The 21197-nt window shown below is 67.1% G+C and carries 20 protein-coding genes and 1 riboswitch; of the genes, 8 read left to right on the top strand and 12 right to left on the bottom strand.

The genetic code is table 11. The features are described from left to right. Positions 1-55 precede the first annotated feature (55 nt). Positions 56-445 carry a cytochrome c gene (locus tag R2APBS1_RS12945; RefSeq protein WP_015448252.1) on the bottom strand — a complete coding sequence of 130 codons (390 nt, stop codon included), beginning with the start codon at positions 443-445 and terminating at the stop codon, positions 56-58. 123 nt (positions 446-568) lie between these two features. On the opposite strand from R2APBS1_RS12945, the gene R2APBS1_RS12940 reads away from it, so the two are divergent. Beyond that, positions 569-1357, top strand: a complete 789-nt coding sequence (locus R2APBS1_RS12940) for a tRNA threonylcarbamoyladenosine dehydratase (RefSeq protein WP_041676777.1) — start codon at positions 569-571, stop codon at positions 1355-1357. Between the two features lie 96 nt (positions 1358-1453). Here the strand turns inward: R2APBS1_RS12940 and R2APBS1_RS12935 are convergent, their stop codons facing one another. From R2APBS1_RS12935 to gluQRS, 3 genes are all read right to left on the bottom strand, one after another. After that, on the bottom strand, positions 1454-2377 hold the full coding sequence (locus tag R2APBS1_RS12935; protein ID WP_015448250.1) for a tetratricopeptide repeat protein: 924 nt from the start codon (positions 2375-2377) through the stop codon (positions 1454-1456). A gap of 111 nt (positions 2378-2488) precedes the next feature. Next, positions 2489-3229, bottom strand: a complete 741-nt coding sequence (gene phbB, locus R2APBS1_RS12930) for a beta-ketoacyl-ACP reductase (RefSeq protein WP_007507941.1) — start codon at positions 3227-3229, stop codon at positions 2489-2491. A gap of 111 nt (positions 3230-3340) precedes the next feature. Then, entirely contained in the window at positions 3341-4207 is an 867-nt protein-coding gene (gene gluQRS / locus R2APBS1_RS12925) for a tRNA glutamyl-Q(34) synthetase GluQRS (protein WP_015448249.1), read from the bottom strand. A 107-nt stretch (positions 4208-4314) separates the two neighbouring features. Between gluQRS and htpX the strand changes: the two genes are divergently transcribed. Next, positions 4315-5208 carry a protease HtpX gene (gene htpX / locus R2APBS1_RS12920; RefSeq protein ID WP_015448248.1) on the top strand — a complete coding sequence of 298 codons (894 nt, stop codon included), beginning with the start codon at positions 4315-4317 and terminating at the stop codon, positions 5206-5208. A 164-nt stretch (positions 5209-5372) separates the two neighbouring features. Continuing rightward, a complete protein-coding gene (htpG, locus tag R2APBS1_RS12915; protein ID WP_015448247.1) occupies positions 5373-7241 on the top strand; it encodes a molecular chaperone HtpG in 1869 nt (622 codons plus the stop codon). A 334-nt stretch (positions 7242-7575) separates the two neighbouring features. Here htpG and R2APBS1_RS12910 read toward each other — a convergent pair whose 3' ends face one another. The 5 genes from R2APBS1_RS12910 to R2APBS1_RS19370 all read right to left on the bottom strand — a co-directional run bounded on the left by R2APBS1_RS12910 (position 7576) and on the right by R2APBS1_RS19370 (position 11739). Next, positions 7576-8307: a hypothetical protein gene (locus R2APBS1_RS12910; protein ID WP_015448246.1), complete on the bottom strand. Its 732-nt coding sequence runs from the start codon at positions 8305-8307 to the stop codon at positions 7576-7578. Between the two features lie 229 nt (positions 8308-8536). Beyond that, positions 8537-9508 carry a restriction endonuclease gene (locus R2APBS1_RS12905; protein ID WP_007507950.1) on the bottom strand — a complete coding sequence of 324 codons (972 nt, stop codon included), beginning with the start codon at positions 9506-9508 and terminating at the stop codon, positions 8537-8539. Positions 9509-9926: 418 nt separating this feature from the next. Further along, positions 9927-10496, bottom strand: a complete 570-nt coding sequence (locus R2APBS1_RS12900) for a hypothetical protein (RefSeq protein ID WP_007507952.1) — start codon at positions 10494-10496, stop codon at positions 9927-9929. 118 nt (positions 10497-10614) lie between these two features. After that, a complete protein-coding gene (locus R2APBS1_RS19375; protein WP_050980794.1) occupies positions 10615-11319 on the bottom strand; it encodes an NAD(P)-binding domain-containing protein in 705 nt (234 codons plus the stop codon). Between the two features lie 165 nt (positions 11320-11484). Further along, on the bottom strand, positions 11485-11739 hold the full coding sequence (locus R2APBS1_RS19370) for an FAD-dependent oxidoreductase (protein ID WP_050980795.1): 255 nt from the start codon (positions 11737-11739) through the stop codon (positions 11485-11487). 171 nt (positions 11740-11910) lie between these two features. On the opposite strand from R2APBS1_RS19370, the gene R2APBS1_RS12890 reads away from it, so the two are divergent. Continuing rightward, entirely contained in the window at positions 11911-12534 is a 624-nt protein-coding gene (locus R2APBS1_RS12890; RefSeq protein ID WP_007507954.1) for a phosphatase PAP2 family protein, read from the top strand. A gap of 18 nt (positions 12535-12552) precedes the next feature. On the opposite strand, the gene R2APBS1_RS12885 is transcribed toward R2APBS1_RS12890, so the two are convergent. Next, positions 12553-13188 carry a DUF4124 domain-containing protein gene (locus R2APBS1_RS12885; protein WP_231378359.1) on the bottom strand — a complete coding sequence of 212 codons (636 nt, stop codon included), beginning with the start codon at positions 13186-13188 and terminating at the stop codon, positions 12553-12555. A 309-nt stretch (positions 13189-13497) separates the two neighbouring features. Here R2APBS1_RS12885 and R2APBS1_RS12880 point away from each other — a divergent pair, with 309 nt between their 5' ends. The 4 genes from R2APBS1_RS12880 (at position 13498) to R2APBS1_RS12870 (ending at position 18219) form a co-directional block, all read left to right on the top strand. Beyond that, positions 13498-15711, top strand: a complete 2214-nt coding sequence (locus tag R2APBS1_RS12880) for a toll/interleukin-1 receptor domain-containing protein (protein ID WP_007507958.1) — start codon at positions 13498-13500, stop codon at positions 15709-15711. Between the two features lie 80 nt (positions 15712-15791). After that, positions 15792-16190 (top strand): hypothetical protein, encoded by a 399-nt coding sequence (locus R2APBS1_RS12875; RefSeq protein ID WP_007507960.1) that lies wholly within the window; start codon positions 15792-15794, stop codon positions 16188-16190. A gap of 38 nt (positions 16191-16228) precedes the next feature. Next, a complete protein-coding gene (locus tag R2APBS1_RS20185) occupies positions 16229-16390 on the top strand; it encodes a hypothetical protein (protein WP_015448245.1) in 162 nt (53 codons plus the stop codon). A gap of 143 nt (positions 16391-16533) precedes the next feature. Then, on the top strand, positions 16534-18219 hold the full coding sequence (locus R2APBS1_RS12870) for a hypothetical protein (protein WP_015448244.1): 1686 nt from the start codon (positions 16534-16536) through the stop codon (positions 18217-18219). A gap of 32 nt (positions 18220-18251) precedes the next feature. Here R2APBS1_RS12870 and pnuC read toward each other — a convergent pair whose 3' ends face one another. Both pnuC and R2APBS1_RS12860 read right to left on the bottom strand, forming a co-directional pair. Next, positions 18252-18839, bottom strand: a complete 588-nt coding sequence (gene pnuC, locus R2APBS1_RS12865; protein WP_015448243.1) for a nicotinamide riboside transporter PnuC — start codon at positions 18837-18839, stop codon at positions 18252-18254. Between the two features lie 10 nt (positions 18840-18849). Next, positions 18850-21033, bottom strand: a complete 2184-nt coding sequence (locus tag R2APBS1_RS12860; RefSeq protein ID WP_015448242.1) for a TonB-dependent siderophore receptor — start codon at positions 21031-21033, stop codon at positions 18850-18852. A 54-nt stretch (positions 21034-21087) separates the two neighbouring features. Continuing rightward, positions 21088-21183, bottom strand: a riboswitch (TPP riboswitch). Positions 21184-21197 lie beyond the last annotated feature (14 nt).

Here is a 21197-nt window from a genome sequence, read left to right as displayed (position 1 = left end):
GATTTTCTCCCTCCCCTGCTGGCAGGGGAGGGCCGGGGTGGGGTCGCTCTTTCCCTCAGCGGTACTGCTGGTGGCAGCTCTGGCAGGTCTCGCCGACCGGCTTGATCGCGGCCGCCACCGCTGCGCAGCTCGCCGGCGCGGCCTGCACGGCCTGGTGCAGGCGTTCCTGCAGCTGGGCGGCGTCGTCGGTGAAGGCCTTTTCGTCGATGCCGAACACCGGCGTGATGTCGCTGGCGGTGGACTCCAGGCGGGCCAGGTGATGTTGCACCTTCACCGGGTCGCACTGCCTGGCCTTGATCGCGTTCTTCAGCTCGCCCACGTGGTAGCCCATCGTTTCCATCACCGCCTTCGGCATCGGGTTGCGCGCGGCCAGCGCATTCATCACGTTGGCCGTGCCGATCACGCCGATCACCAGGCCAAGCAGGATCATCAGGGCTGCGCGCATCGCTACGATTCCTCAGGTGGGGAAACCCGCAGAATAGCGCGCGCCGCCGCACGGCATCCATGCGGGCAGGATAAAATGGCGCCTTTGCAACAGGATTCCCCGGTGACCCACGCAGACACGACCATGCAGCCGTCCGGCGCGACGTTCCCGGCCGAACGCTTCGCCGGCGTCGAGCGGCTGTACGGCAGCGGCAGCGTGGCCACGCTGGCAGGCAAGCACGTTTGCGTGATCGGCATCGGCGGCGTCGGTTCGTGGGCGGCCGAGGCGCTGGCGCGCAGCGGCGTGGGCCGGCTCACCCTGATCGACGCGGACGAGGTCTGCGTGTCCAACACCAACCGCCAGCTGCACGCGCTGGACGGCGAGTTCGGCAAGTCGAAGGTGGGCGTGATGGCGGCGCGCGCGCACGCGATCAACCCGACCATCCGGCTGGAGGCGATCGAGCGCTTCCTCACCCCGTCCACGCTGGACGAACTGCTCGACCGCGGCTACGACGTGGTGCTGGACGCCTGCGACGCGTTCCGCGTGAAGCTCGAAACCATCGCCTGGTGCCGCCGGCGCAAGCTGCCGATCGTCAGCGTGGGTTCGGCTGGCGGTCGTACCGACCCCACCCAGATCCGCGTGCGCGACCTGTCGCGCACCGAGCACGACGCGATGTTCAGCCTGATCCGCAAGAAGCTCCGCGCCGATTTCAACTTTCCGCGCAACCCGGATCGCTACTTCGGCGTGTCGGCCGTCTATTCGCTGCAGAACGTGCAGTACCCGCAGCCCGACGGCAGTGTCTGCGGCACCCGCCCGCCCGGCGGCGACGCGCTGAACCTGGCCTGCGGTGGCGGACTGGGCGCCGCCACCCACATCACCGGGGCATTCGCTTTCGCGGCGGTGGGCAAGGTGCTGGAGAAGCTGCTGGGGTGAGTGGACACGGGCGCGAGCGCGCCCGTGCTTGCGTGTCGAGACGACCGGGGTCGGGTCAAGCCTGCCGTGCGGTTCTCGCGCCCGGGCGACGAACGGTTACGGATGGACGGGCTTGTCGTTCGCCGGTGGGTTGTTATCCGGGGTCTTGTCCGCAGCTTCCCTGGCCTCGCTGGCTGGGATCGGCATCAGGGCACCCACCGAGGTGGTGCCGGCTGGATCCGTCTTGAATTTCGGGTCGTAGGGGTTGTCGCTTTCGCGGAACTGCTGATAGGCCACCACGCCATGCATGTCATGTCCGCTGGTGATCTCGAAGCCCGTGGTGTCCGTATGCAAGGGCGCGCCCGTCATGCTCTTGCCCGTCCTGGGCGATGAGGGGCCGCCCCTCGATCCGACCTTCAGCGGCCCGGTGCTGCCGCCGGTGCGCGAGCCGGTCATTCCTGCGCGCACCTGGGCCCAGCGCATCTTGGCTCGATGCAGGGCGGTGGCGTCGCCGTAGGTAGGCTTGAGCTCGTTCCACAGGGCGTCGACCCGGGCGAATTCGGCTTTGCTCAGCGGCGTGATCATCAGGTCGCGCGCCGCGACGTATTGAGGTGTGCTGCGCTCGGCCGCCAGCACCATCCAGGCGGCGCCCAGTGGCCGATCCACCGGCACACCCTGGCCGCGGTAGTACATCACTCCGAGGTTGTATTCGGCCGGCTTGTAGGCCCAGGACGCTGCAACCTTGTACATGTCGATCGCGTGGCGGTAGTTCTTTTGCTCGTAGGCGCGGGCGGCGAGCCTGAAAAAATACACCCCCGGTCTGGCGTCGCTCTCGGGGCTGGTGAAATCCTCGTTCGGCGAGGCGCCGAAGCTCGGGTCACTGTCGTAGGAGGGCGCGTTGGTGGAAGGCGGGTAGGCAGGGGAAGCGGCAGTGCTGCCGGTGGCCGCCGCGCCGCTTTGCCCCCTGCACGGCAGCGCCACGGCGAGGGCCAGGCCAGCAAGCATCCATACGCAGGTGCCGGAAACACGTTCCATGACCATGAGCGATCTCCCTTCACCGGATGGGTTACGGTGGATATACGCCCGTGGCGAGCGGTGATGCAAGTGCGCGCCAGGTCATGCCGACGCGCCATCCGTTCGCTTGGCGCTACCTCACCAGCCCATGTAATGCCCGCCGTTGATCGCCAGGTTGGCGCCGGTGATCCAGGCGGCCTGGTCGCCCGTGAAGAAGGCCACCGCGTGGGCGATCTCCTCCGGCTTGCCGAGGCGGCCGACCGGGATCTGCGCCACGATCTTCTCACGCACTTCCTCGGGCACCGCCATCACCATGTCGGTGCCGACGTAGCCGGGCGAAACGGTGTTGACGGTGATGCCGAACTTCGCGTTCTCCTGCGCCAGCGAGATGGTGAAGCCGTGCATGCCGGCCTTCGCCGCGGCGTAGTTGGCCTGGCCGTACTGGCCCTTCTGGCCGTTGATCGAGCTGATCTGCACGATGCGGCCCCACTTGCGCGCGCGCATGCCCTCGATCACCGGGCGGGTGACGTTGAAGCAGGCGTTGAGGTTGGTGTTGATCACGTCCGTCCACTGCTGGTAGGTCATCTTGTGGAAGGTGGTGTCGCGGGTGATGCCGGCGTTGTTGACCAGGATGTCGACCGGCCCGTATCTGGCCTCGATCACGCGGACCATCGTTGCGCAGGCATCCGGGTCGCAGACATCGCCCTGCACCATGCACACGTCGATGCCTTCGGCCGCCATCGCCTTGCGCCAGGCTTCGGCCTTGTCCGGGTTGCGATAGTTGGTGGCCACCCGATGCCCTTGCCCGGCGAGGTAGCGAACGATCGCGCTGCCGATGCCGCCGGTGCCGCCTGTGACCAATGCCGTGCGCTGCGTCATGTCCTTGGAACTCCTGTGCAGGTGAAGCGTAGGGCCGCCGCGCCGGAGCATGGCGGGCGCATGTTGCAGCCGTTGCCGCGGGACGCCGGTGCGTTGCGCATTTATAGCGTTTCAGGCGACGGAGTGACCGCTGCAATGCGGCAAATCCGCCGGGTCGAAGTTCGCCAGCGCCTGCACCAGCAGTTGGTGTGCATCCGCTGCCGCAGGCAGCGCCGGTACCCGCAGGAATGCCAGCGCCTGCCGCAGTGCCGGCAGGGGGGCGGCCGGGTCGATCGGAAAGGCCTGCCCGGACTTCGACAGCTTGCGTCCCTCGCCGTCCAGCACCAGCGGCAGGTGGCGATAAGCCGGCGTGGGCAGCCCGAGGCAGCGTTGCAGCCAGATCTGCCGCGCGGTGGAGTCGAGCAGGTCGAGCCCGCGCACCACCTCGGTGATGCGCTGGTAGGCGTCGTCCACCACGCAGGCGAGCTGGTAGGAATACAGCCCCTCGACCCGGCGGATCACGAAGTCGCCCACCTCGTCGCGCAGGTTCTGCCGCTGCGGTCCCTGCAGGGCGTCGTCGAAGGCGATGGCGATGTCCGGCACGCGCAGCCGCCAGGCCGGCGCCTGTGCCGCCTGCGGCGACGCGACGCAGCGACCATCGCGATGGATGCCGCCGGCATCGGCCAGGTCGCTGCGGCTGCACCAGCACGGGAACACCTGGCCTGCCGCGCGCAAGCGCTCGAACGCCGCGTCGTAGGCGGCAATGCGTTGCGACTGGAACAGCGCCGGCGGGTCGGCAACCAGCCCGAACGCCGGCAGCGCGGCCAGGATGCTTGCCGCCGAACCGGGAACCTCGCGCGGCGGGTCGATGTCCTCGATCCGCAACAGCCACTCGCCACCGGCGTGCCGCGCGCACAGCCAGCTGCCCACCGCGGCGACCAGCGAGCCGAAGTGCAGGTGTCCGGTCGGCGAGGGGGCGAAGCGACCGCGATAGCTCATCGGCGCATCTTAGATGCCGTGCCGAGCCCTTGAAAGCGCCGGCCGCCGCCCCGAATTTTCAGTCCACCCCCAGTCCCCTTCATGACTGCCACGATAGAGAGACAGCCATGCGTCGCATCGCATTGTTCATTGCCACCAACCTTGCCGTCCTGCTCCTGCTGAGCATCGTCTGCCGCCTGTTCGGCATCGACCAGATGGCCGCCGCCCGCGGCTACGGCGGCATGGGCGGCCTGCTGGCCTACGCCGCCGTGTTCGGCATGGGCGGCGCCTTCATTTCGCTGGCGATGTCCAAGACGATCGCCAAGTGGTCCACCGGCGCGCGGGTGATCGAGCAGCCGCAGGACGAGACCGAGCGCTGGCTGGTCGACACCGTGCGCCGCCACGCGCAGAACGCCGGCATCGGCATGCCCGAGGTGGCGATCTACGACGCGCCGGAGATGAACGCGTTCGCCACCGGCATGACGAAGAACAGCTCGCTGGTGGCGGTCAGTTCCGGCCTGCTGCAGCAGATGAACCGCGAACAGGCCGGCGCCGTGCTCGGCCACGAGATCGGCCACGTCGCGAACGGCGACATGGTCACCCTGACCCTGATCCAGGGCGTATTGAACACGCTGGTAATCCTCGCCGCGCGCATCGTCGGCCGGCTGGTCGACAGCTGGATGTCCGGCGGCCGCGACGACAACCGCGGCGGCACCGGCATCGGCTACTTCGTGACGGTGATGGTGCTGCAGCTGGTGTTCGGCCTGTTCGCCTCGATGATCGTGATGGCGTTCTCGCGCTGGCGCGAGTTCCGCGCCGACGCGGCGGGCGCGCAGTTTGCCGGCCGTGGTGCGATGATCTCCGCGCTGCAGCGGCTGCAGGCCAACCATGGCGAGAGCACGCTGCCGCAAACGATCGCCGCGTTCGGCATCTCCGGTCCGCTGGCCGAGGGTTTCAAGCGACTGTTCATGAGCCATCCGCCGCTGGAGGAGCGCATCGCCGCGCTGCAGAACGCCGGCTGACCTCTGCTTTGCTCCCTCCCCTGCAAAGCAGGGGAGGGTTGGGGTGGTGCGCTCTTGACCTTGCCTGAATGCCAAGATCAAAGGCGAACCCCCTCCTGACCTCCCCCTGCAAGCAGGGGGAGGGACCATCTCACATAGTCAACGCAACAACGGAACATCCACGCATGAACGCACCCGCCGAAACCCGCAAGTTCGAAGCCGAAGTCGCCCAGGTGCTGCACCTGGTCACCCATTCGCTGTACTCGCACAAGGAGATCTTCCTGCGCGAGCTGATCTCCAACGCTTCCGACGCCTGCGACAAGCTGCGCTTCGAATCGATCGCCAAGCCGGAACTTTCCGCCGGCGACAGCGAGCTGCACATCGACGTCAGCTGGGATCCGGACGCGCGCACCGTCACCGTGCGCGACAACGGCATCGGCATGAACCGCAACGAGGTGGTGGCGAACATCGGCACCATCGCCAGCTCCGGCACGCGCCGTTTCCTGGAGGCGATGTCGGGCGAACAGAAAGCCGACGCGCGCCTGATCGGCCAGTTCGGCGTGGGCTTCTACTCCGCCTTCGTGGTCGCCGACAGGGTCACCGTGCTCAGCCGCCGCGCCGATGCGCCGGCCGGCGAGGGCGTGAAGTGGGAAAGCGACGGCAAGGGCGAGTATTCGCTGGAGCCGGTCGAGCTCGCCGAGCGCGGCACCGCCGTGATCCTGCACCTGAAGGCCGACGAGGACGAGTTCCTCAGCCGCTGGCAGCTGCGCGCGCTGATCACCCGCTACTCCGACCACGTGGCCTTCCCGATCCGCATGCCGACCGAGAAGGACGACAAACCGACCGACGAGTTCGAGACCGTCAACGCCGCCTCGGCGCTGTGGACCAAGCCGAAGTCGGAGATCAGCGACGAGGACTACCAGAGCTTCTACAAGTCGCTCGGCCACGACTTCAACGACGCGCTGGCGTGGACGCACAACCGCGTCGAGGGCAGCCAGAGCTTCACCACCCTGCTGTACATCCCCTCGCAACCGCCGTTCGACCTGATGATGGGCGGCCGCGACGAGCGCAAGGGCCTCAAGCTCTACATCAAGCGCGTCTTCATCATGGACGCGGCCGAGGAGCTGCTGCCGAACTACCTGCGCTTCGTGCGCGGCGTGGTCGACGCCGACGATCTGCCGCTCAACGTCAGCCGCGAGATCCTGCAGCACAATCGCCAGCTCGAGCGGATCAAGGCCGCCTGCGTCAAGCGCGTGCTGGACCTGATCGAGAAGCTGGCGAAGGACGAGCCGGAGAAATTCGCCACCTTCTACAAGGCGTTCGGCAACACGCTCAAGGAAGGCATCAGCGAGGACGCCAACAACCGCGAGCGTATCGCCAAGCTGCTGCGCTTCACCTCCACCAAGGGCGAGGGCAGCCAGCAGACCGTCGCGCTCGACGACTACATCGGCCGCATGGCGGTGGGCCAGGACACCATCTGGTACATCACCGCCGACAGTTACGCCGCCGCCGCCGGCAGCCCGCAGCTGGAAGCGTTCAAGGCGAAGGACATCGAGGTGCTGCTGATGTCCGACCGCATCGACGAGTGGATGATCGGCTCGCTCAGCGAGTACGAAGGCAAGAAACTCAAGAGCGTCGCCAAGGGCGAGGTGCCGCTGGACGAAGCCGGCAAGAAGAAGCAGGAAGAGGCGACTAAGGAAGCCGCGCCACTGCTGAAGAAGCTGAAGGATCTGCTCGGCGACCGCGTCGGCGACGTCAAAGTCTCCGCCCGCCTCACCGACTCACCTTCATGCCTGGCGCTTTCCGATTACGAGATGGCCCCGCACCTGGCCCGCCTGCTGCGCGAAGCCGGCCACGAGATGCCCGAGAACAAGCCCACGCTGGAGATCAATCCGCAGCACGCGTTGTTGAAGCGCGTCGAGGCGGAAACCGATGAGGCGAAGGCGAAGGATCTGGCGACGCTGCTGCTGGAGCAGGCGGAGATTGCGGCCGGGGCGCAGCTGCCGGACCCGTCGGCGTTCGTGCAGAGGATGAATCGGGTGCTGCTGGGGTGAGGCGCGAGGTACTTTGTTGATATTAGAGAGCCCGCCATCCGGCGGGCTTTTCTTTGCTCCCTCTCCCCCTGCGGGGGGCGGGCGGGTGCCCGCCACGCTCTTTCCTTTTCGTCATTCCGGCGAAGGCCGGAATCGCTTTTGCATTTCTGTGCACTGGCATTGGGGCGAAGAGCTTTCGTGCCGCTACGCGGCCTGTTGTCCCCAGTTCATCGCCGCACGCGAGCCCGGGTAGAACGGCGGGCCATCCTGGCCCGCACTCGGTACACTCGCCGCGCGGGCTAGGGCGATTTAATTGCCCCGTCCTGCTAGTTCAAAATCGCCTTCATAGCAGGCTTCAGGTTGCCGACGGATCGCAGAACTTGCGGATGATTTCCAGTTGCCCCTGGGTAAAGTTGCTGGTGGTGACGATGAACCAGGATTGAGCGGTGCTTACCTTCAGCGTCTTGACGTTGCCGGTTCTGCTGTAGATGGCCGAGCGAATGTCCTGTGCTCGAAAACTTCTCTTGCAAAACATACTAGTGTAGAAAATTTCTTCGCCCCGAAGCTCCACCCTGCAAAACAGTTTATTTGTGGCCGTCAACACGATAAGAGTACCAAACAGGCTGAAAAGCATGCATATGGCGAATGAACTCAGACTGGAGTGTTGCATGAACCCGGCAACGCCAAGGGCAATCATGCCGAGACCGACCACCCAGCCGAGAATCACTCCGATCCACACATTTTCGAGTGGCTTCAGAGTCATCGGCGACTGCAATGGTCTTGGCTCGTAAAGCTGACGTTGTCGCGCTTCTTCGACTCGACGTTCGTGCATTTTGCGGTTCAGATCCTGGTGGCGCTGTGTCGTCTTGAGGATGAGCAAGGACATGGATGCTAGGACGAGGACTCCCAGCGCCAGAAGGCACCAGTCGAGCGATCGATTCGCCAGAATCGGTATGGCCCCGACGATCGCATCACGTTTTTGCGTAAACAAGGTAAGCGCGCCGAGCGTCAGTGCAGCGAGTCCAATGGGCTGGCCCAAGAAAAAATACGGAGGAAGTTTCGCTTTCGGCACTTGCGGAGGTGTCATCGAAAATTTTCCAGGTAGTGGGTTGATGAATTACAAAAATGAGGGGAGATTTCTTTGTTAATGCTTGAAGCAATGGTCTAGGTGCCACACAAGATAGGCCGCATGAGACCGCAGGTCGGGGTTGAACGGTATGCGTAACCCCCGCTCCATCAACTTGTCTAGCTCATGGTGTACGCCATTGGGTGGGTTTAGACACATCTGGTTTCGAGTATTGCCGCACGAAGGAACATCAGCGCAGCGGCATCTCCTTCGTGGTCTTCTCCAGAATCTTCATCGACTCGGCGTTCCTCTTTTTCCACTCGCGCAATTCCGCGTCGTCCTGCGAATCGCTCGCATAGATCACTGCATGGGCGCGTGGTGTCGATGCTGTGGGGCGATGAGGGATCGACGGCGGCTCCGGTCCGAGTGTGGGCTGGAAAGCGGCAGTAGGCGCAGCGATCTGTCGTGCCTGCGAGGTGCTCGCTGTAGAAGGCGAGAGTCCCGCAATCAGGAGCAGGCTGGCGGCGATGCTTCCGCCAAACGCCAGCGGCGTATCCAGCGGATGTGTGGCGCGAGCCTTGCCGGATTGCAGCTTACGCACCGTGGCGATCAGCTCGCCGCCGTGGATCAGCTCGATGGGTTTGCCTTGGGCGAAGCGGTGGGCGTCGGGGGTGTAGTCGCCAAGCGCCACGATCTTCACGGCAGCGGCCTGGTGGTGCACGAGCAGGCCGTACATTTCGCGCACGACTTTGACGCCGACCTGCCGGTTCTGCCATTGCTTGCATTGCACCAGCGTGGTCTGGCCGTTCCTGCGCAGGATCAGGTCGATGCCGCCGTCGGCGCCGCCGAGGCCGGTTTCTTCGATGGCGTAGCCCTGGCGACGAAACGCTTCGCCGGCGAGCAGCTCGAATTCGCTCCAGCGCATGGTGCGCAGGCTTTCGATGCCGGTTTGCGAGTCGAGTAGCCGGCGACGCTGGTTACGTTTGACAAGTGAGACGAGCGCGCCGATCCAGCAGCCCGCGAGCAACATCCACGCGAGCGGCGCCAGCATGCCGTCGCGAGCATCCTTCGCAATGCCTGCGGAAAGAGGATCGGTGTGGGCGCCGAAGTACCAGCCGATGCCGAAGCGGACGGCGAGATAACCGATCAGCCCGAGCAGGACACCTGCCTGCCATGGCATCGAGGCGATCTGCTCGATGCCGCTTTGCTTGTGTTTCGCCATATCACTCCCCCTGAGTGCTCCCTGGCGAGGCCCACCGTACTGCAAACGTCCGCCGGGGAAAACCGGGCGCCATACCCGAATATCCGCTGACAACGGTTTGCTCCCTGGCTTGCAAGTCAGGAGCTCCGAAGCGAAAGGCTCGACGCTCTGCGCGCGACGGTAATAGTCCTGCGGCTGGAGGTGGTCGGCATGGCATGAAGGATTTTGAGCCTAGCAGCCGCGCTCACCCGTCGTTGCGTGCGCGAGCCGATCGGTACGGCAATCGTGTCCTGCGTGAGGCGTGCGTCGTAGCGGATGTCGGCGTCGCAACTCACCGTACGTTCCGCTTCCAGCAAGAAAGGCCAGTCGCATGCGGCGGGCCTTTCACTGTTTGCTGCCAGGTGCTACCCGGGAGCAGGCGGCCTTCTTGCTGGCCGGATTACCCTCCGTGCCCGGGCACGCGTGCAGGTGCGGGGCTGGGTGTGTTGCGGGTGGCGTTCTGGATGAGCGGAGTCGGTGCGGACCGGTAGTTCATGGGGTTCGAGGACCGGTCCATTTTCCGGTCGTCGTTGAATCGGATCCGTGCCCCGCGGTTGATGGAATCCCGGCTCGCCAGCGCCAGCCGGTGGCCATCGATATGGACCCAGTACCAGGAGCCCGACGGCACCGGCGAGCTTGATACGAAGGCAAACTGCGCGTCGTAGTCGCCCTCGGTGCGAGGCGTGGTGCGCAGGACCAGGTTGGCGACGAACTGGCTGGACACGGGGCGCCCGTGTTCGGTCGCCGGCTTGACGATCATTTCATTCAGGTTCTGCAGCAGCAGCCGGCGCAGCCGCGGCGAAAGTTCGATCGCCGGCGAGGCGTCGGTGACCTTGCCGTGGGCGTTCACCTGCACCAGCACCGGCATGACCTTGGGCCGGAATTCGTTGAGCGAGCCCGAGGAAGCCAGGGCCGTGCTTGCCGCGAGCGACAGCATTCCGAAAAGCAGGGTGGTTTGGAACCGTTTCATGGTGACCTCCTTGGAGCATCACGGAGTCGCGTGGAGACTCCGGTGCATTGTGGCATCTCTCCGGTATGCCGGCTGTTATCGCGCGGTGCTGCCGCGTCCACCGGCAAGGTGCTCGTGGTTACCGCTGGCAAGCCGCCGCCAGGCCGGCGATGCGCCGGGCCTCGATGCCGATCTCGCGCAACTGTCCGGTGGGCGCGGCGATCAGGCCGCAGAAGAACAGCCCCGGTTCGGGCGTTGTCCGGCCGCTCGCCAGCGGCATGCCGTGGTCGTCGAGGACGCCATGCGCCTCGGGCAGCAACGGGCGCAGGTCGGGCCGGAAGCCGGTGGCGAGGATGACGGCAGCGAACGGTTCGGCTGGCGACTGCGCAAACACCACGCCATCGCGGGTGAAGCGCTCGATGCCGCCGCGCAGCTTGATCGTGCCGTCGCGGATCCGGGCCAGCGTGCCCACGTCGAGCAAGGGGATGTGGTGGTCTTCCTCGATCATGCGGCGCGGCCCCTTGCGGGCGATGGTCAAGCCGAGCTTCCCGGCCGGGCCGATGACGAGCCGGATCGCCGGCGCGTTGATGAAGTCGGCCACGCGTGCGGGCAGGCGCGCCTGCGCGATCGCCCAGGTCAGGATCGGAATGCCCCGCAGCTCGTGTGGCAGGATCTGCACCGGGCCGCGCACGGCCAGCGTCACGTCGACCCCGGCTTGCGCCAGGTCCAGCGCAATCTCGCCGCCCGAATTGCCGAAGCCCACCACCAGCACGCGCTTGCCCGCGCAGGCCGCCGGGTTGCGATAGTCCCTGCTGTGAACAAGCAGGCCTTGATAGGTATCCACCCCCGGTCAGCGCGGACGGTGCGGGAAATCGGCCCAGCCGGTTGCGATCGCCACCACCGGCGCGGTGAACTCGCCCCGCGCCGTTTCCACGCGCCAAGCGGAACCATCGCGACGGACCGTGGGCACCGCGCAGTGGAAGACCGGCTGCAGGTCGAACTGCGCCGCTTAGCTTTCCAGGTAGTCGACGACCTGGGCGCGCGATGGATACCTGGGCCAGCTGCGCGGCATCGCCATGCCGGGCAGGCCGGAGTGGCCACGGTCCGCGTGCAGGTGCAGCCGGTCGTAGTGGCGCCGCCATACGGAAGCGACCGCACCGGCCTTTTCCAGGATCACCACGTCGAGGCCGCGCTGGCGCATGCATGCCGCGCAGGCAAGGCCGGCAGGGCCCGCGCCGACGATGATCGCGTCCGCACTTTGCATGAGGTTCCCGTTCGTCCCGGCATCCGGGTCCGGCCAAGGTAGCCCAGAGTGCGCTTTTTCCGCGCGCGGTTCGATGGCCCTTCCGGGCCGGTCGCGTAAGCCGACCGAAAGCTGGGCTGCGTAGCGTTCGGGCCGGAAGGCAGGCGCTGCCTGTCATGCGGGAGCCGCGAGATGCCTGCATTGCGATCCTGGCTATGCGCCGCCGCCATCCTGGTTTCGGGCGCTGCCCATGCGGGAGGCGGCCCGCTCGGCATCGACCACCGCGTCCACTACGACAACAGCGGCATCTGGAAACGCTCCAACCAGAATGCCCTGATGTACGGCATGATCGGTGCGATCGCCGGCGGCGCCCTGGTCTTTGGCGACAACGACCAGCTGGGCGACACGTTCTGGCGCTCGGTGGATGCCATGATGATCACCGGCGTCGGCGCCGAGGCGATGAAATACACGTTCCAGCGCGAGCGGCCTTCGCAGACCGACAATCCCGATCGCTTCTTCAGCGGCAGCCACGCGCAGAGCTTCCCCAGCGGGGAAGTGGCGGCGATATCGGCGGCGGTCACGCCGTTCATCGTCACCTACGGGCGCGACCATCCGGCCGTGTACGCGCTGGCCCTGCTGCCGGCGTACGACGCGGTGGCGCGGGTGAAGACCCGGGGCCATTGGCAGAGCGACGTGCTGGTCGGCGCCGCGCTCGGCACCGGGATCGGCCTGTGGGCGGCGCACCGGGATTCGCCGCTGATCATCAGCTGGCTGCCCGGCGGCTTCAAGGTGGGCTTCATCCATCGGTTCAAGTAGGGGCGGTACGCCGCCGCTTCAGCACTGCGTGCGGCCACCGGCCAACTGCTTGCACGGGTGGAAGATCGGCTTGTCCGATACCGGTGGCGGCTGGTGGTCATGGTCGCCGTCGTGGTCTCGGTCGCGATGGCGGCGCGGGTACGGCGGGGCGCCCCAGTAGGCGGGCGGGGCGTTGTAGACCGGCTGGCTCAGCTGGTTCTGGTAATCCGCGTTCTGCTGGCGCAGCGCCGTGTTCTCGGCCTGCAACCGGTCGCGCTCGGCGGCCTGTGCCGCTGCCTGGTCTGCCAGCGCCTGCTGCTGGGCCTCCTCGGCGCGTTGCTGCGCCGCATAGGCCTCGTCGGCATCGCGCTGGGCCTTCTCGTCCATGGCCTGCTGGCGGGCGTCGACGCGCTGCTGGTAGAGCGCTTCGAGGTGACGCGATTGCGCATAGCGCTTGGCCAGCTCGTCCTGACCCAGGCGCAGGTAGCGGTCGATGACTTCGGTGTCGTCGGCCTGGTGCAGCAGCTCGCCGCTGCCGTTCGGGCAGGGGTGGTCGGTGTAGGCGACCTGGCCACCCTGCGTGCATTTGTAGATGTTCTGGGCGCCGGCCGTCGGCGCTGCGGCCAACAGCATGGCGGCAGCCAGGCAACGGATTCCCGCGGTCAGGCTTCTCATGATGGCGACATTCTGCACCCGGCCGGCATCGCCCGCATGCCGGGGGCCCTGCCAGGCAGCCGGGAGCGTCGCGGCTTCGGGGTGGCCAGGCCCGAGGCGGAAGGGGGGCCAGCCGCGGGTCGCAAAAAACCGGACCGTGAAATCGGCTCCCGCTACCAAAAAATGAGATTTACATCACATTTTTGGTGCTAGCGTTCTTCCCTACGGGTGCCGCCCGAGGGGTGGCTGGGTGCCCAGGGTCCGGTCGAGCGGATGGGGGAGGGTTCCCGGCAAGGGAGTGCATCACCTCGCGCGGGAGCGCGATGCGTCATGACGCCAGCCTCGGCGACGCCGGCATGCCGGTACCGCGCCTTCATCAGCTACAGCCACCGGGACAAGGCCTGGGCGGGCTGGCTGCACCGGGCGCTGGAGACCTATGCGGTGCCGAAGCGCCTGGTCGGCCAGGCGACGGCGTTCGGCGAGATCCCCGCCCGTCTCGCGCCGATCTTCCGCGACCGCGACGAACTGGCCAGCGCCACCGACCTGGGCCGCAAGGTCAACGAGGCGCTGGCCCAGTCGGAAAGCCTGCTGGTGATCTGTTCGCCGCACTCGGCAAGTTCGCGCTGGGTCAACGAGGAGGTGCTGGCGTTCAAGCGGCTCGGGCGCAGCGAGCGCATCTTCTGCCTGATCGTGGACGGCGAACCCGGCGCCAGCGAGCTGCCCGGCCGCGCCGCAGAGGAATGCTTCGCGCCGGCGCTGCGTCATCCACTCGGCGCGGACGGCGAGTTGAGCCACCAGCGCACCGAGCCGATCGCCGCCGACGTGCGGCCGGGCAAGGACGGCAAGGCCAACGCCAAGCTGAAGCTGATCGCCGGCATGCTCGACGTCGGCCTGGACGTGCTGAAGCGGCGCGAATTGCAGCGACGCGCCCGGCGCATGGCGGCGCTGGCCACGCTGGCGTTGATCGTGATGGCGGGGACCACCGCCCTGGCGATCACCGCGCTGATCGCCCGCCATGCCGCCGTGGTCGCCAGCCAGGCCGCCGAGCGCCGGCAGAAGCAGGCCGAGAGTCTGGTCAATTTCATGCTCGGCGACCTCAACGACAAGCTGGCACGAACCTCGCGGCTGGACCTCCTGGAAGCGGTGGACGACCACGCGATGAGCTACTTCCAGGCGTTGCCGACCGCCGATGTGACCGACGAGGCATTGGCCCAGCGCGCCAAGGCGCTGGAGAAGATCGGCAGCATGCGGCTTGATCAGGGCCATCTGCCTGCGGCGATGACGTCCTATCAGGCAGCCCTGAAGCTGGCGGGTGCGCTCGCCGATGGCGCGCCCGCCGATGTGCCGCGACAGCTGGCCGTCGCGGAAATCCACGCGTTCATCGGCATGACCCATTGGCGGCAGGGACAGCTGGACGCCGCGCAGCGGGATTTCGTGGCGGCGCAGGCCATCCTGCAGCGCGCGCGCGTGCTCGCGCCGGATGACACGCAACTGCAGTTCCAGCTGGCGACGATCGACAACAACCTCGGCCATGCGATGGAGGCGCGCGGCCGACTGGACGATGCAATGCTCTCGTACCGGAGCATGCTGCTCCTGATGCGCAAGCTGGTCGCGGCCCAGCCCGGCAATGCCGAGTGGGCGGCATCGCTAGGCGTGGCACACAACAATCTCGGCAAGCTGGCGCTGATGCGTGGTGAGCTGGCTACAGCGATCGCGCAATACGCCGCCGACGACGCGATCGAGTCCGCGCTGGCGGCGCGCGATCCCAAGGACACCAGCCAGCGTGACAGCATGCTGACCGTGCACGCCATCCTGGGACGTACGCAGGCACTGGCCGGCAATGTCACCTCTGGCATCGCCGGATTGCAGCAGGCGGTCGACATCGCCATGCAGTTGCGGACGGCCGATCCGGGCAATACCGACTTCCAGGAACATGCGGCACTGTACGCCACCCAGCTGAGCCGCTTGCGGCGCCTGAGCGGCGGCGCGACCGCGCCGGCGGCGCTCACCGCGCAGGCGTTGGCGATCTTCGCCAGCCTGACCCGACAGGACCCGGACAACACTGCCTGGCAGCGTGGATTTGCCGAGGCGCGACTGGAACAGGCCGCGCAATCGCGAGCCGCCGGCCGGACCGACGTGGCGCGAGCGCAGGCCCGGGCCGTGCTGAGCATGCTCGACCCACTGCTCGCCCAGCAACCCGACGACCGGGCCACCTTGCTGGCCACGGTGGGCGCGAAGCTGTTGCTTGCCGCGGTCACCGACGACGCAAGCGCCGCGCAGCAATTGCGCGACGACGCATTGAGTGCGGTGAAAGCGGTGAAAAGCGGCGGCAGCGATCCCCGGCTGCTGGCGTTGCAAATTGAAGCCCTGCTTGCGCTTGGCAGAAAGACCGAGGCACAGCCGGTGATCCGGCAACTGTGGAGCAGCGGCTACCGCGATGCGGCGCTGCTGGCCGTGCTGCGGCGAGAGCGGATCGACTACCCGGTCAATGCGGCATTCCAGCAGAAGCTGCTGGCGGCAACCGACACCAGCGCCCGCCAGTAAGGCTGGGCAAGACGAACAGGGAAAAGGCAACACCGGCAAGTGCGGTATCGGATCAAACCCTCATCACCAAGGAATCCATCATGCCAAACCTTCTCAAGGTCACCCTCGACAACAGCACGAGCCCGCCAAGTCTCGACATCGATCAGAAAGACAACGCGAACCACGTCAGCCGAGGCCCCAACGCGCAGACCATCACCTGGCAGCTGAGCGGCAATGCGGCGTCGGGGTCGTTCAATGCGCAAGACGCGGCCGAGCCGGGTTTCGCCTGGGTCGACCCGGCGCCACCGGCGGGCATCTTCGGCTCCCCGACGCTCAGCTCGAACGGCAACGAAATAACCATGAGCGACCTCAACAACAGCGCCAGCACGACAGGAACCTGGATCTACCAGCTGAGCGCCACGATCGGCGGCACGGTCTATCAGTCGAAGAAGACCTCCATCACGGGGCAGACCACGAATCCGACGATCAAGAATACCTAGCGTCTGCATCCATCGGTTCCAACACTCTGGAGACCATCATGTCCAAGACCACCAGCAAGGAAAATCAGAACACCCCGGCAGTGCCTCCGCCCGCCGACAACGAGACGGACGCTGCAGCCAGCGAACCCGTTGCCGAATCCGGGCTGACAGGAACGCCAACGCCGGACCAAGCCACCAACCCGATGATAAAAAACACGTAGGCGCGTTGGCGCCGATACCACGCCATGCGTCCAGCAGCTCATGCAGCTTCGCGAGAAGGCAGCCGCATGGATTCCTGCGAAGCATGGGCCGGCGAAGCTGCGTGTGACCTGTCCATCGTGACCATTCATCGCCAGGAAGCCACATGACTCCACTGGTCATCGGCGTCACCAGCCATCGCAACATCCCCGCCGACGAAATCGAGCCGATCCGGCAATGCGTGCGGGATTTCCTGGCGCAGCTCCGGCGCGATTTCCCCGGGCTGCCGCTGGTGGTGGTGTCCGCGCTGGCCGAGGGCGGCGACCAGCTGGTGGCGCAGGAGGCGCTCGCCGCCGGCGCACGGCTGGTCGCGCCGCTGCCGCTGCCGCCGGATCTGTACGTCGAGGACTTCTCCAGTGCGGCCGTGCGTGCCGACTTTCACCGCTTGTGCAATCAGGCCGAGATCGTGCCGCTACCGCCGCCGAAGGGGCAGTTGTTGCTTGATCTCGGCACGCCGGGCCTCGCGCGCGATCGCCAGTACGCCAAGGCCGGCGTGTATATCGCCAGCCACTGCCACATCCTGCTGGCGATCTGGGACGGCAAGGTATCGGGCCGGCTCGGCGGCACCGCGCAGATCGTCAACTACCACCTGAACGGCACCATGCCCGGCCTGATCGACCGGCGGCAGGATACGCGCCACGTGCTGGGCGGCGGCGACGAGAGCCTGCTCTACCACATCGTCTGTTCGCGCGACGGGGCCGATGGCGCGCCGGCCGCCGGGTTGCTGCCGTTGCAGACGTTGTGGCGCACCGCCGATACGGTTTCAGCTGCCGACAGCCTGCCGGCGGATTTCCGGTTGATGTTCGCGCGCATGGTCGAGTTCAACGGCGAGTGCGACACATATGCCGGCGAGATCGCGGCATCGGTGCGGCAGGCCGACGCGGCGGGTGACGCGGCAGACATCGACAGCCTGTTCCACGCCGCCGACTGGCTGGCGCTGCATTTCCAGCGGCGCGTGCTGCTGGCGATGCGCCTGACCTACACGCTGGCGGCACTGATGGGCATCGCCTTCACGTTCTACGCCCATCTGCCCGCGCAGGACTTCCTGATCTACCTGTTCCTGCTGCTGTTCGCCAGCGGCGGCGCGGTGGCGATGCTGGCCCGGCGCCGCGGCTGGCATCGCAAGTACCTGGACTACCGCGCGCTGGCGGAGGGTTTGCGGATCCAGTCGTACTGGCAGCGGGCGAACATCTCGGCGAACGCCGACCACGAGTTCGCCCACGACAACTTCCTGCAGAGGCAGAACATCGAGCTGGGCTGGATCCGCAACGTCATGCGTGCCGCCGGCCTCCATGCGGCGACCCGGCCGGCGCAGCCGTCGCCCGCGGCACTGACGCAGGTCATTGCGGAGTGGGTCGGCGAGTCCGGCAAGTCCGGCCAGCTTCATTACTACGAGCGCAAGACCGCCGAGCGCACCGGACTGCACCATGTCACCGAGGTGGTCGGCTCGCTCAGCCTGTGGGGCGGCGTCGCGATCAGCGTGTTCCTGGCGGTGTTCGTGCACCGGCTGTCGCACGACACCAAGACCGTCCTGGTGCTGATCATGGCGGTGCTGTCGATCATCGCCGCCGTGCGCGAGGCTTACGCCTACCGCAAGGCCGACAAGGAATTGATCAGACAGTACCGCTTCATGCAGCGCATCTTCGCCAGCGCGCGCGCGGCACTGGACCGCACGCACGATCCCGTGCTGCAGCGGCAGATCCTGCTTTCGCTCGGCGACGCGGCACTGACCGAACACGCCGAATGGACGCTGATGCAGCGCGAACGCCAGGTGGAGCACAGCAAGCTCTGATCGGTTCGGCTGGCCGGAGCCGTGCCGATCTTTCAATAAGCCGTGCCCGGTTGGTGTGGCGCCGCGGTCTTCGCCACGCGCCGCCATGCGCGCAGGCCGAGCACCGCCAGCAGCACGAAGCCGGCGTACAGCACCGAGGTGATCAGCAGGTGCTTGTAGACGTACTCGCCCACGTAGATCACGTCTACCGCGATCCACAGCCACCACGAAGCGACGTGCCGCTTCGCCTGCCACCACTGCGCGACCAGACTGAAGGCGGTCAGCGCCGCGTCCAGCCAGGGCAGCGCGGCGTCGGTGCGGTAGTGCATGAACGCGCCCAGCGCCAGCGCGCCGAGGCCGCCGATGGCCAGGTGCGCGACGGCCTGCCGCCGCGGCAGGGCGGCCACTTCCACACGACCGTCCCCGCCCATGTGCTGCAGCCAGCGCCACCAGCCGTAGCCGATCAGCAGCGCGAAGGCCAGCTGCAGCAGCGCATCGGAGTACAGCTTGGCGTGGACGAACACCCACGCGTAGACCAGCACCGAGACCAGTCCCACCGGCCAGCACCACGGGCGGCGGCGGGTGGTGAGCCAGACGGCCCAGGCGCTGACCAGTGCGGCGGCGAGTTCGATCCGTACCATGCGCCGGCGCTCAGAATGCCACGGTCAGCGAGAGCCGGGCCAGCCGCGGCGCACCCGGGAACAGGTAGCGGTCGCCGCCGGTGCTGCCGGTATCGCGCCAGTAGAAGCGGTCGAACACGTTGTCGACGTTCAGCCGCCAGGTCAGCGAGTGGTCGCGCCACCGGCTCTCGTAGCGCAGTCCGGCGTCGAACACGTGGTAGGCCTGCACCTTGACCGTGCCCTCGGGCGTGGCGGGATTGCTGCCGGCGTAGCGCCAGCCGCCGAGCAGGCTCAGCTGCGGGGCGAACGGCAGGCGGTAATCCAGATAGACGGCCGAACGCAGACGCGGCACGTTGATGACCTGGTGGCCTTCGTAGGCGGGCGTGCCGGTGTCCTGCGTGCGGGCACGGATCAGGTTGATGCTGGCAGTAAGGCGCAGGTCGTCGCTGATGCGGCCGGCGGCGCCGAGCTCCAGCCCGCTGTGCACCTCGCTGCCGCGCTGCACGAAGGTGAAGCCTTCAGGGGTGCTGTCCGGTTGCGCGAACTGGTAGGCCTGACGGATGCGGTACAGCGCGGCATTGAGGCTGAGCGCGTCGCTCCAGTCGTACTTCACGCCGGCCTCAAGCTGGCGCGACAGCATCGGCGCCAGCGTGGTGCCGCCGTTGGAGGTCCAGTACGGCGCCTGCGCGCCCAGCGACAGGCCCTTGCTGTAGCTGAGGTAGGTGGTCAGCGGCGCGATCGGCTGCCACATCAGCGCCGTCTGCGGCAGGAACTTGCTCAGCCGGGTGTCGCGCTGGAGCAGCCCGCTGCCGTCGTAATCGCGTTCGTGCAGGCGCACGAAGCGGCCGCCGCCGAGCAGCTGCCAGTGCTCGCCCAGGTGCAGGCGGTCCAGCGCGAACAGCGAATGCTGCCAACTGGTCAGCGTGCGCGCGGACGGCCCCGGCTGGCTCGGCGAGGGGGCGAAATAGGGCGGGTTGGCCTCGTCGATGTTGGCCGTGCCCACGTAGTCGTAGACATACGGCCGCTGATCGAGGGTGCGGCGGAACGCGCTGGCGCCAAGGCTGATCTCGTGGCCGATGGCGCCGGTGTCGACGCTGCCCTTGAGCACGGCGCGCACCTCGTCGTTGACGCGGGTGTCGCCGGGGCTGCGGAAATCGTAGACGTCGTAGTCGCCGTTCGGCGCGAAGAAATAGCCCGGCGTGGCGCCGCTGGCGCAGGCCGGCGCATAGAAGCAGCCGTAGGCGAAGGCGACGTTGTCGTTGATCCGGCTGCGGCTGTGGCCGGCCGAGAGCTGCACGCTCCAGGCGTCGCCGAAGCGATGGTCGAGGCGCGCGGTGCTGTTGCTGGCCGCGATGCCCACTGGCTGCTGCCACGGCTGGAAGCCGAGCATGCGTGTGCGGCTGGGGTGGGGCGGCAGGGCCGTGCCGCCCAGCAGCTGGTAGCCGGAGACCGAGCGCTGGCCGCTGGTCTGGTAGTCGGTGTCAAGCTGCAGTGTGGTGTCCGCGCTGATCTTCCAGTCCGCCGCCAGCGAGAGGAAGTTGCGCCGGCCGTCGGCGTGCTCGACCCAGGAATGCATGTCCTCGTGTGCGGCGTTCACCCGCACGCCGAAGGCGGGCGACAGCCAGCCGCCGACGTCCACCGCGACGTAGCGCGAGCCGTGCGAGTCGGTGCCGACGGTGGCGCTGCGCACGTCGGCGGGGCGTTTGCTGACGTAGTTGACCAGGCCGCCCGGCGCGACCACGCCGGCTTCGAGTCCGCCCAGGCCCTTGAGGATCTCCACCCGCTGCTTGTCCTCCAGCGGGGTCAGCTGCTCGCCGCTGATGGTCATGTCGTTGAGCCGGTAGCCGGTGGCCAGATCCAGCGTGAAGCCGCGGATGGCGAGGTCCTGGTAGTAGCCGACCGGCGCGTAGTTGTCGCCGAGCGCCGCGTCGGAACGGGCCAGCTCGCTCAGCGTGCGCGGCTGGCGGTCGTCGATCTGGTCGCGGGTGATCACGCTGATCGCGGCCGGCGTGTCGTGCAGCGGCGCGCTGCCGAAGCTGCCAAAGGTGTCGATCTGCGAGCTGTCGGCGCGGTAGCCCTTGGCGCGGTCGGCTTCCACGTGAACGGGCGCCAGCTGCGTCGCTTGCGGCTTGTCGGCGCTGTGGTCGGCGTGGGCGGGCGCGACCGCCGCGAGCAGGGCGAGCAGCAGGGGAGTGCGGGAAAGTGGCATGGTCATCGTCGTCGTCGGTGGGTACGGACGAAGCGACGGCGACCCGGCTGTCGCGAGGACATGCCGGATCTGCAAGCTCCCTACGCCGGTACTAACCGGGTCAGGTTCCAAGGGACTCTCTCAGCCCGGCTACGCCGGGCACCCCCGCTTCAAGAAGCGCCTATTGAACC

The organism is Rhodanobacter denitrificans (assembly GCF_000230695.2).
Classification (GTDB): domain Bacteria; phylum Pseudomonadota; class Gammaproteobacteria; order Xanthomonadales; family Rhodanobacteraceae; genus Rhodanobacter; species Rhodanobacter denitrificans.
Note: the sequence above shows the minus strand (reverse complement) of the source record. Positions and strands in the feature narration are given on the sequence as shown.

Excerpts from the sequence above, each read along its gene's own strand:
- R2APBS1_RS12945 (WP_015448252.1), bottom strand. The coding sequence starts at position 445 with ATGCGCGCAGCCCTGATGATCCTGCTTGGCCTGGTGATCGGCGTGATC.
- R2APBS1_RS12940 (WP_041676777.1), top strand. The coding sequence starts at position 569 with ATGCAGCCGTCCGGCGCGACGTTCCCGGCCGAACGCTTCGCCGGCGTC.
- R2APBS1_RS12935 (WP_015448250.1), bottom strand. The coding sequence starts at position 2,377 with ATGGTCATGGAACGTGTTTCCGGCACCTGCGTATGGATGCTTGCTGGC.
- phbB (WP_007507941.1), bottom strand. The coding sequence starts at position 3,229 with ATGACGCAGCGCACGGCATTGGTCACAGGCGGCACCGGCGGCATCGGC.
- gluQRS (WP_015448249.1), bottom strand. The coding sequence starts at position 4,207 with ATGAGCTATCGCGGTCGCTTCGCCCCCTCGCCGACCGGACACCTGCAC.
- htpX (WP_015448248.1), top strand. The coding sequence starts at position 4,315 with ATGCGTCGCATCGCATTGTTCATTGCCACCAACCTTGCCGTCCTGCTC.
- htpG (WP_015448247.1), top strand. The coding sequence starts at position 5,373 with ATGAACGCACCCGCCGAAACCCGCAAGTTCGAAGCCGAAGTCGCCCAG.
- R2APBS1_RS12910 (WP_015448246.1), bottom strand. The coding sequence starts at position 8,307 with ATGACACCTCCGCAAGTGCCGAAAGCGAAACTTCCTCCGTATTTTTTC.
- R2APBS1_RS12905 (WP_007507950.1), bottom strand. The coding sequence starts at position 9,508 with ATGGCGAAACACAAGCAAAGCGGCATCGAGCAGATCGCCTCGATGCCA.
- R2APBS1_RS12900 (WP_007507952.1), bottom strand. The coding sequence starts at position 10,496 with ATGAAACGGTTCCAAACCACCCTGCTTTTCGGAATGCTGTCGCTCGCG.
- R2APBS1_RS19370 (WP_050980795.1), bottom strand. The coding sequence starts at position 11,739 with ATGCAAAGTGCGGACGCGATCATCGTCGGCGCGGGCCCTGCCGGCCTT.
- R2APBS1_RS12890 (WP_007507954.1), top strand. The coding sequence starts at position 11,911 with ATGCCTGCATTGCGATCCTGGCTATGCGCCGCCGCCATCCTGGTTTCG.
- R2APBS1_RS12885 (WP_231378359.1), bottom strand. The coding sequence starts at position 13,188 with ATGAGAAGCCTGACCGCGGGAATCCGTTGCCTGGCTGCCGCCATGCTG.
- R2APBS1_RS12880 (WP_007507958.1), top strand. The coding sequence starts at position 13,498 with ATGACGCCAGCCTCGGCGACGCCGGCATGCCGGTACCGCGCCTTCATC.
- R2APBS1_RS12875 (WP_007507960.1), top strand. The coding sequence starts at position 15,792 with ATGCCAAACCTTCTCAAGGTCACCCTCGACAACAGCACGAGCCCGCCA.
- R2APBS1_RS20185 (WP_015448245.1), top strand. The coding sequence starts at position 16,229 with ATGTCCAAGACCACCAGCAAGGAAAATCAGAACACCCCGGCAGTGCCT.
- R2APBS1_RS12870 (WP_015448244.1), top strand. The coding sequence starts at position 16,534 with ATGACTCCACTGGTCATCGGCGTCACCAGCCATCGCAACATCCCCGCC.
- pnuC (WP_015448243.1), bottom strand. The coding sequence starts at position 18,839 with ATGGTACGGATCGAACTCGCCGCCGCACTGGTCAGCGCCTGGGCCGTC.
- R2APBS1_RS12860 (WP_015448242.1), bottom strand. The coding sequence starts at position 21,033 with ATGACCATGCCACTTTCCCGCACTCCCCTGCTGCTCGCCCTGCTCGCG.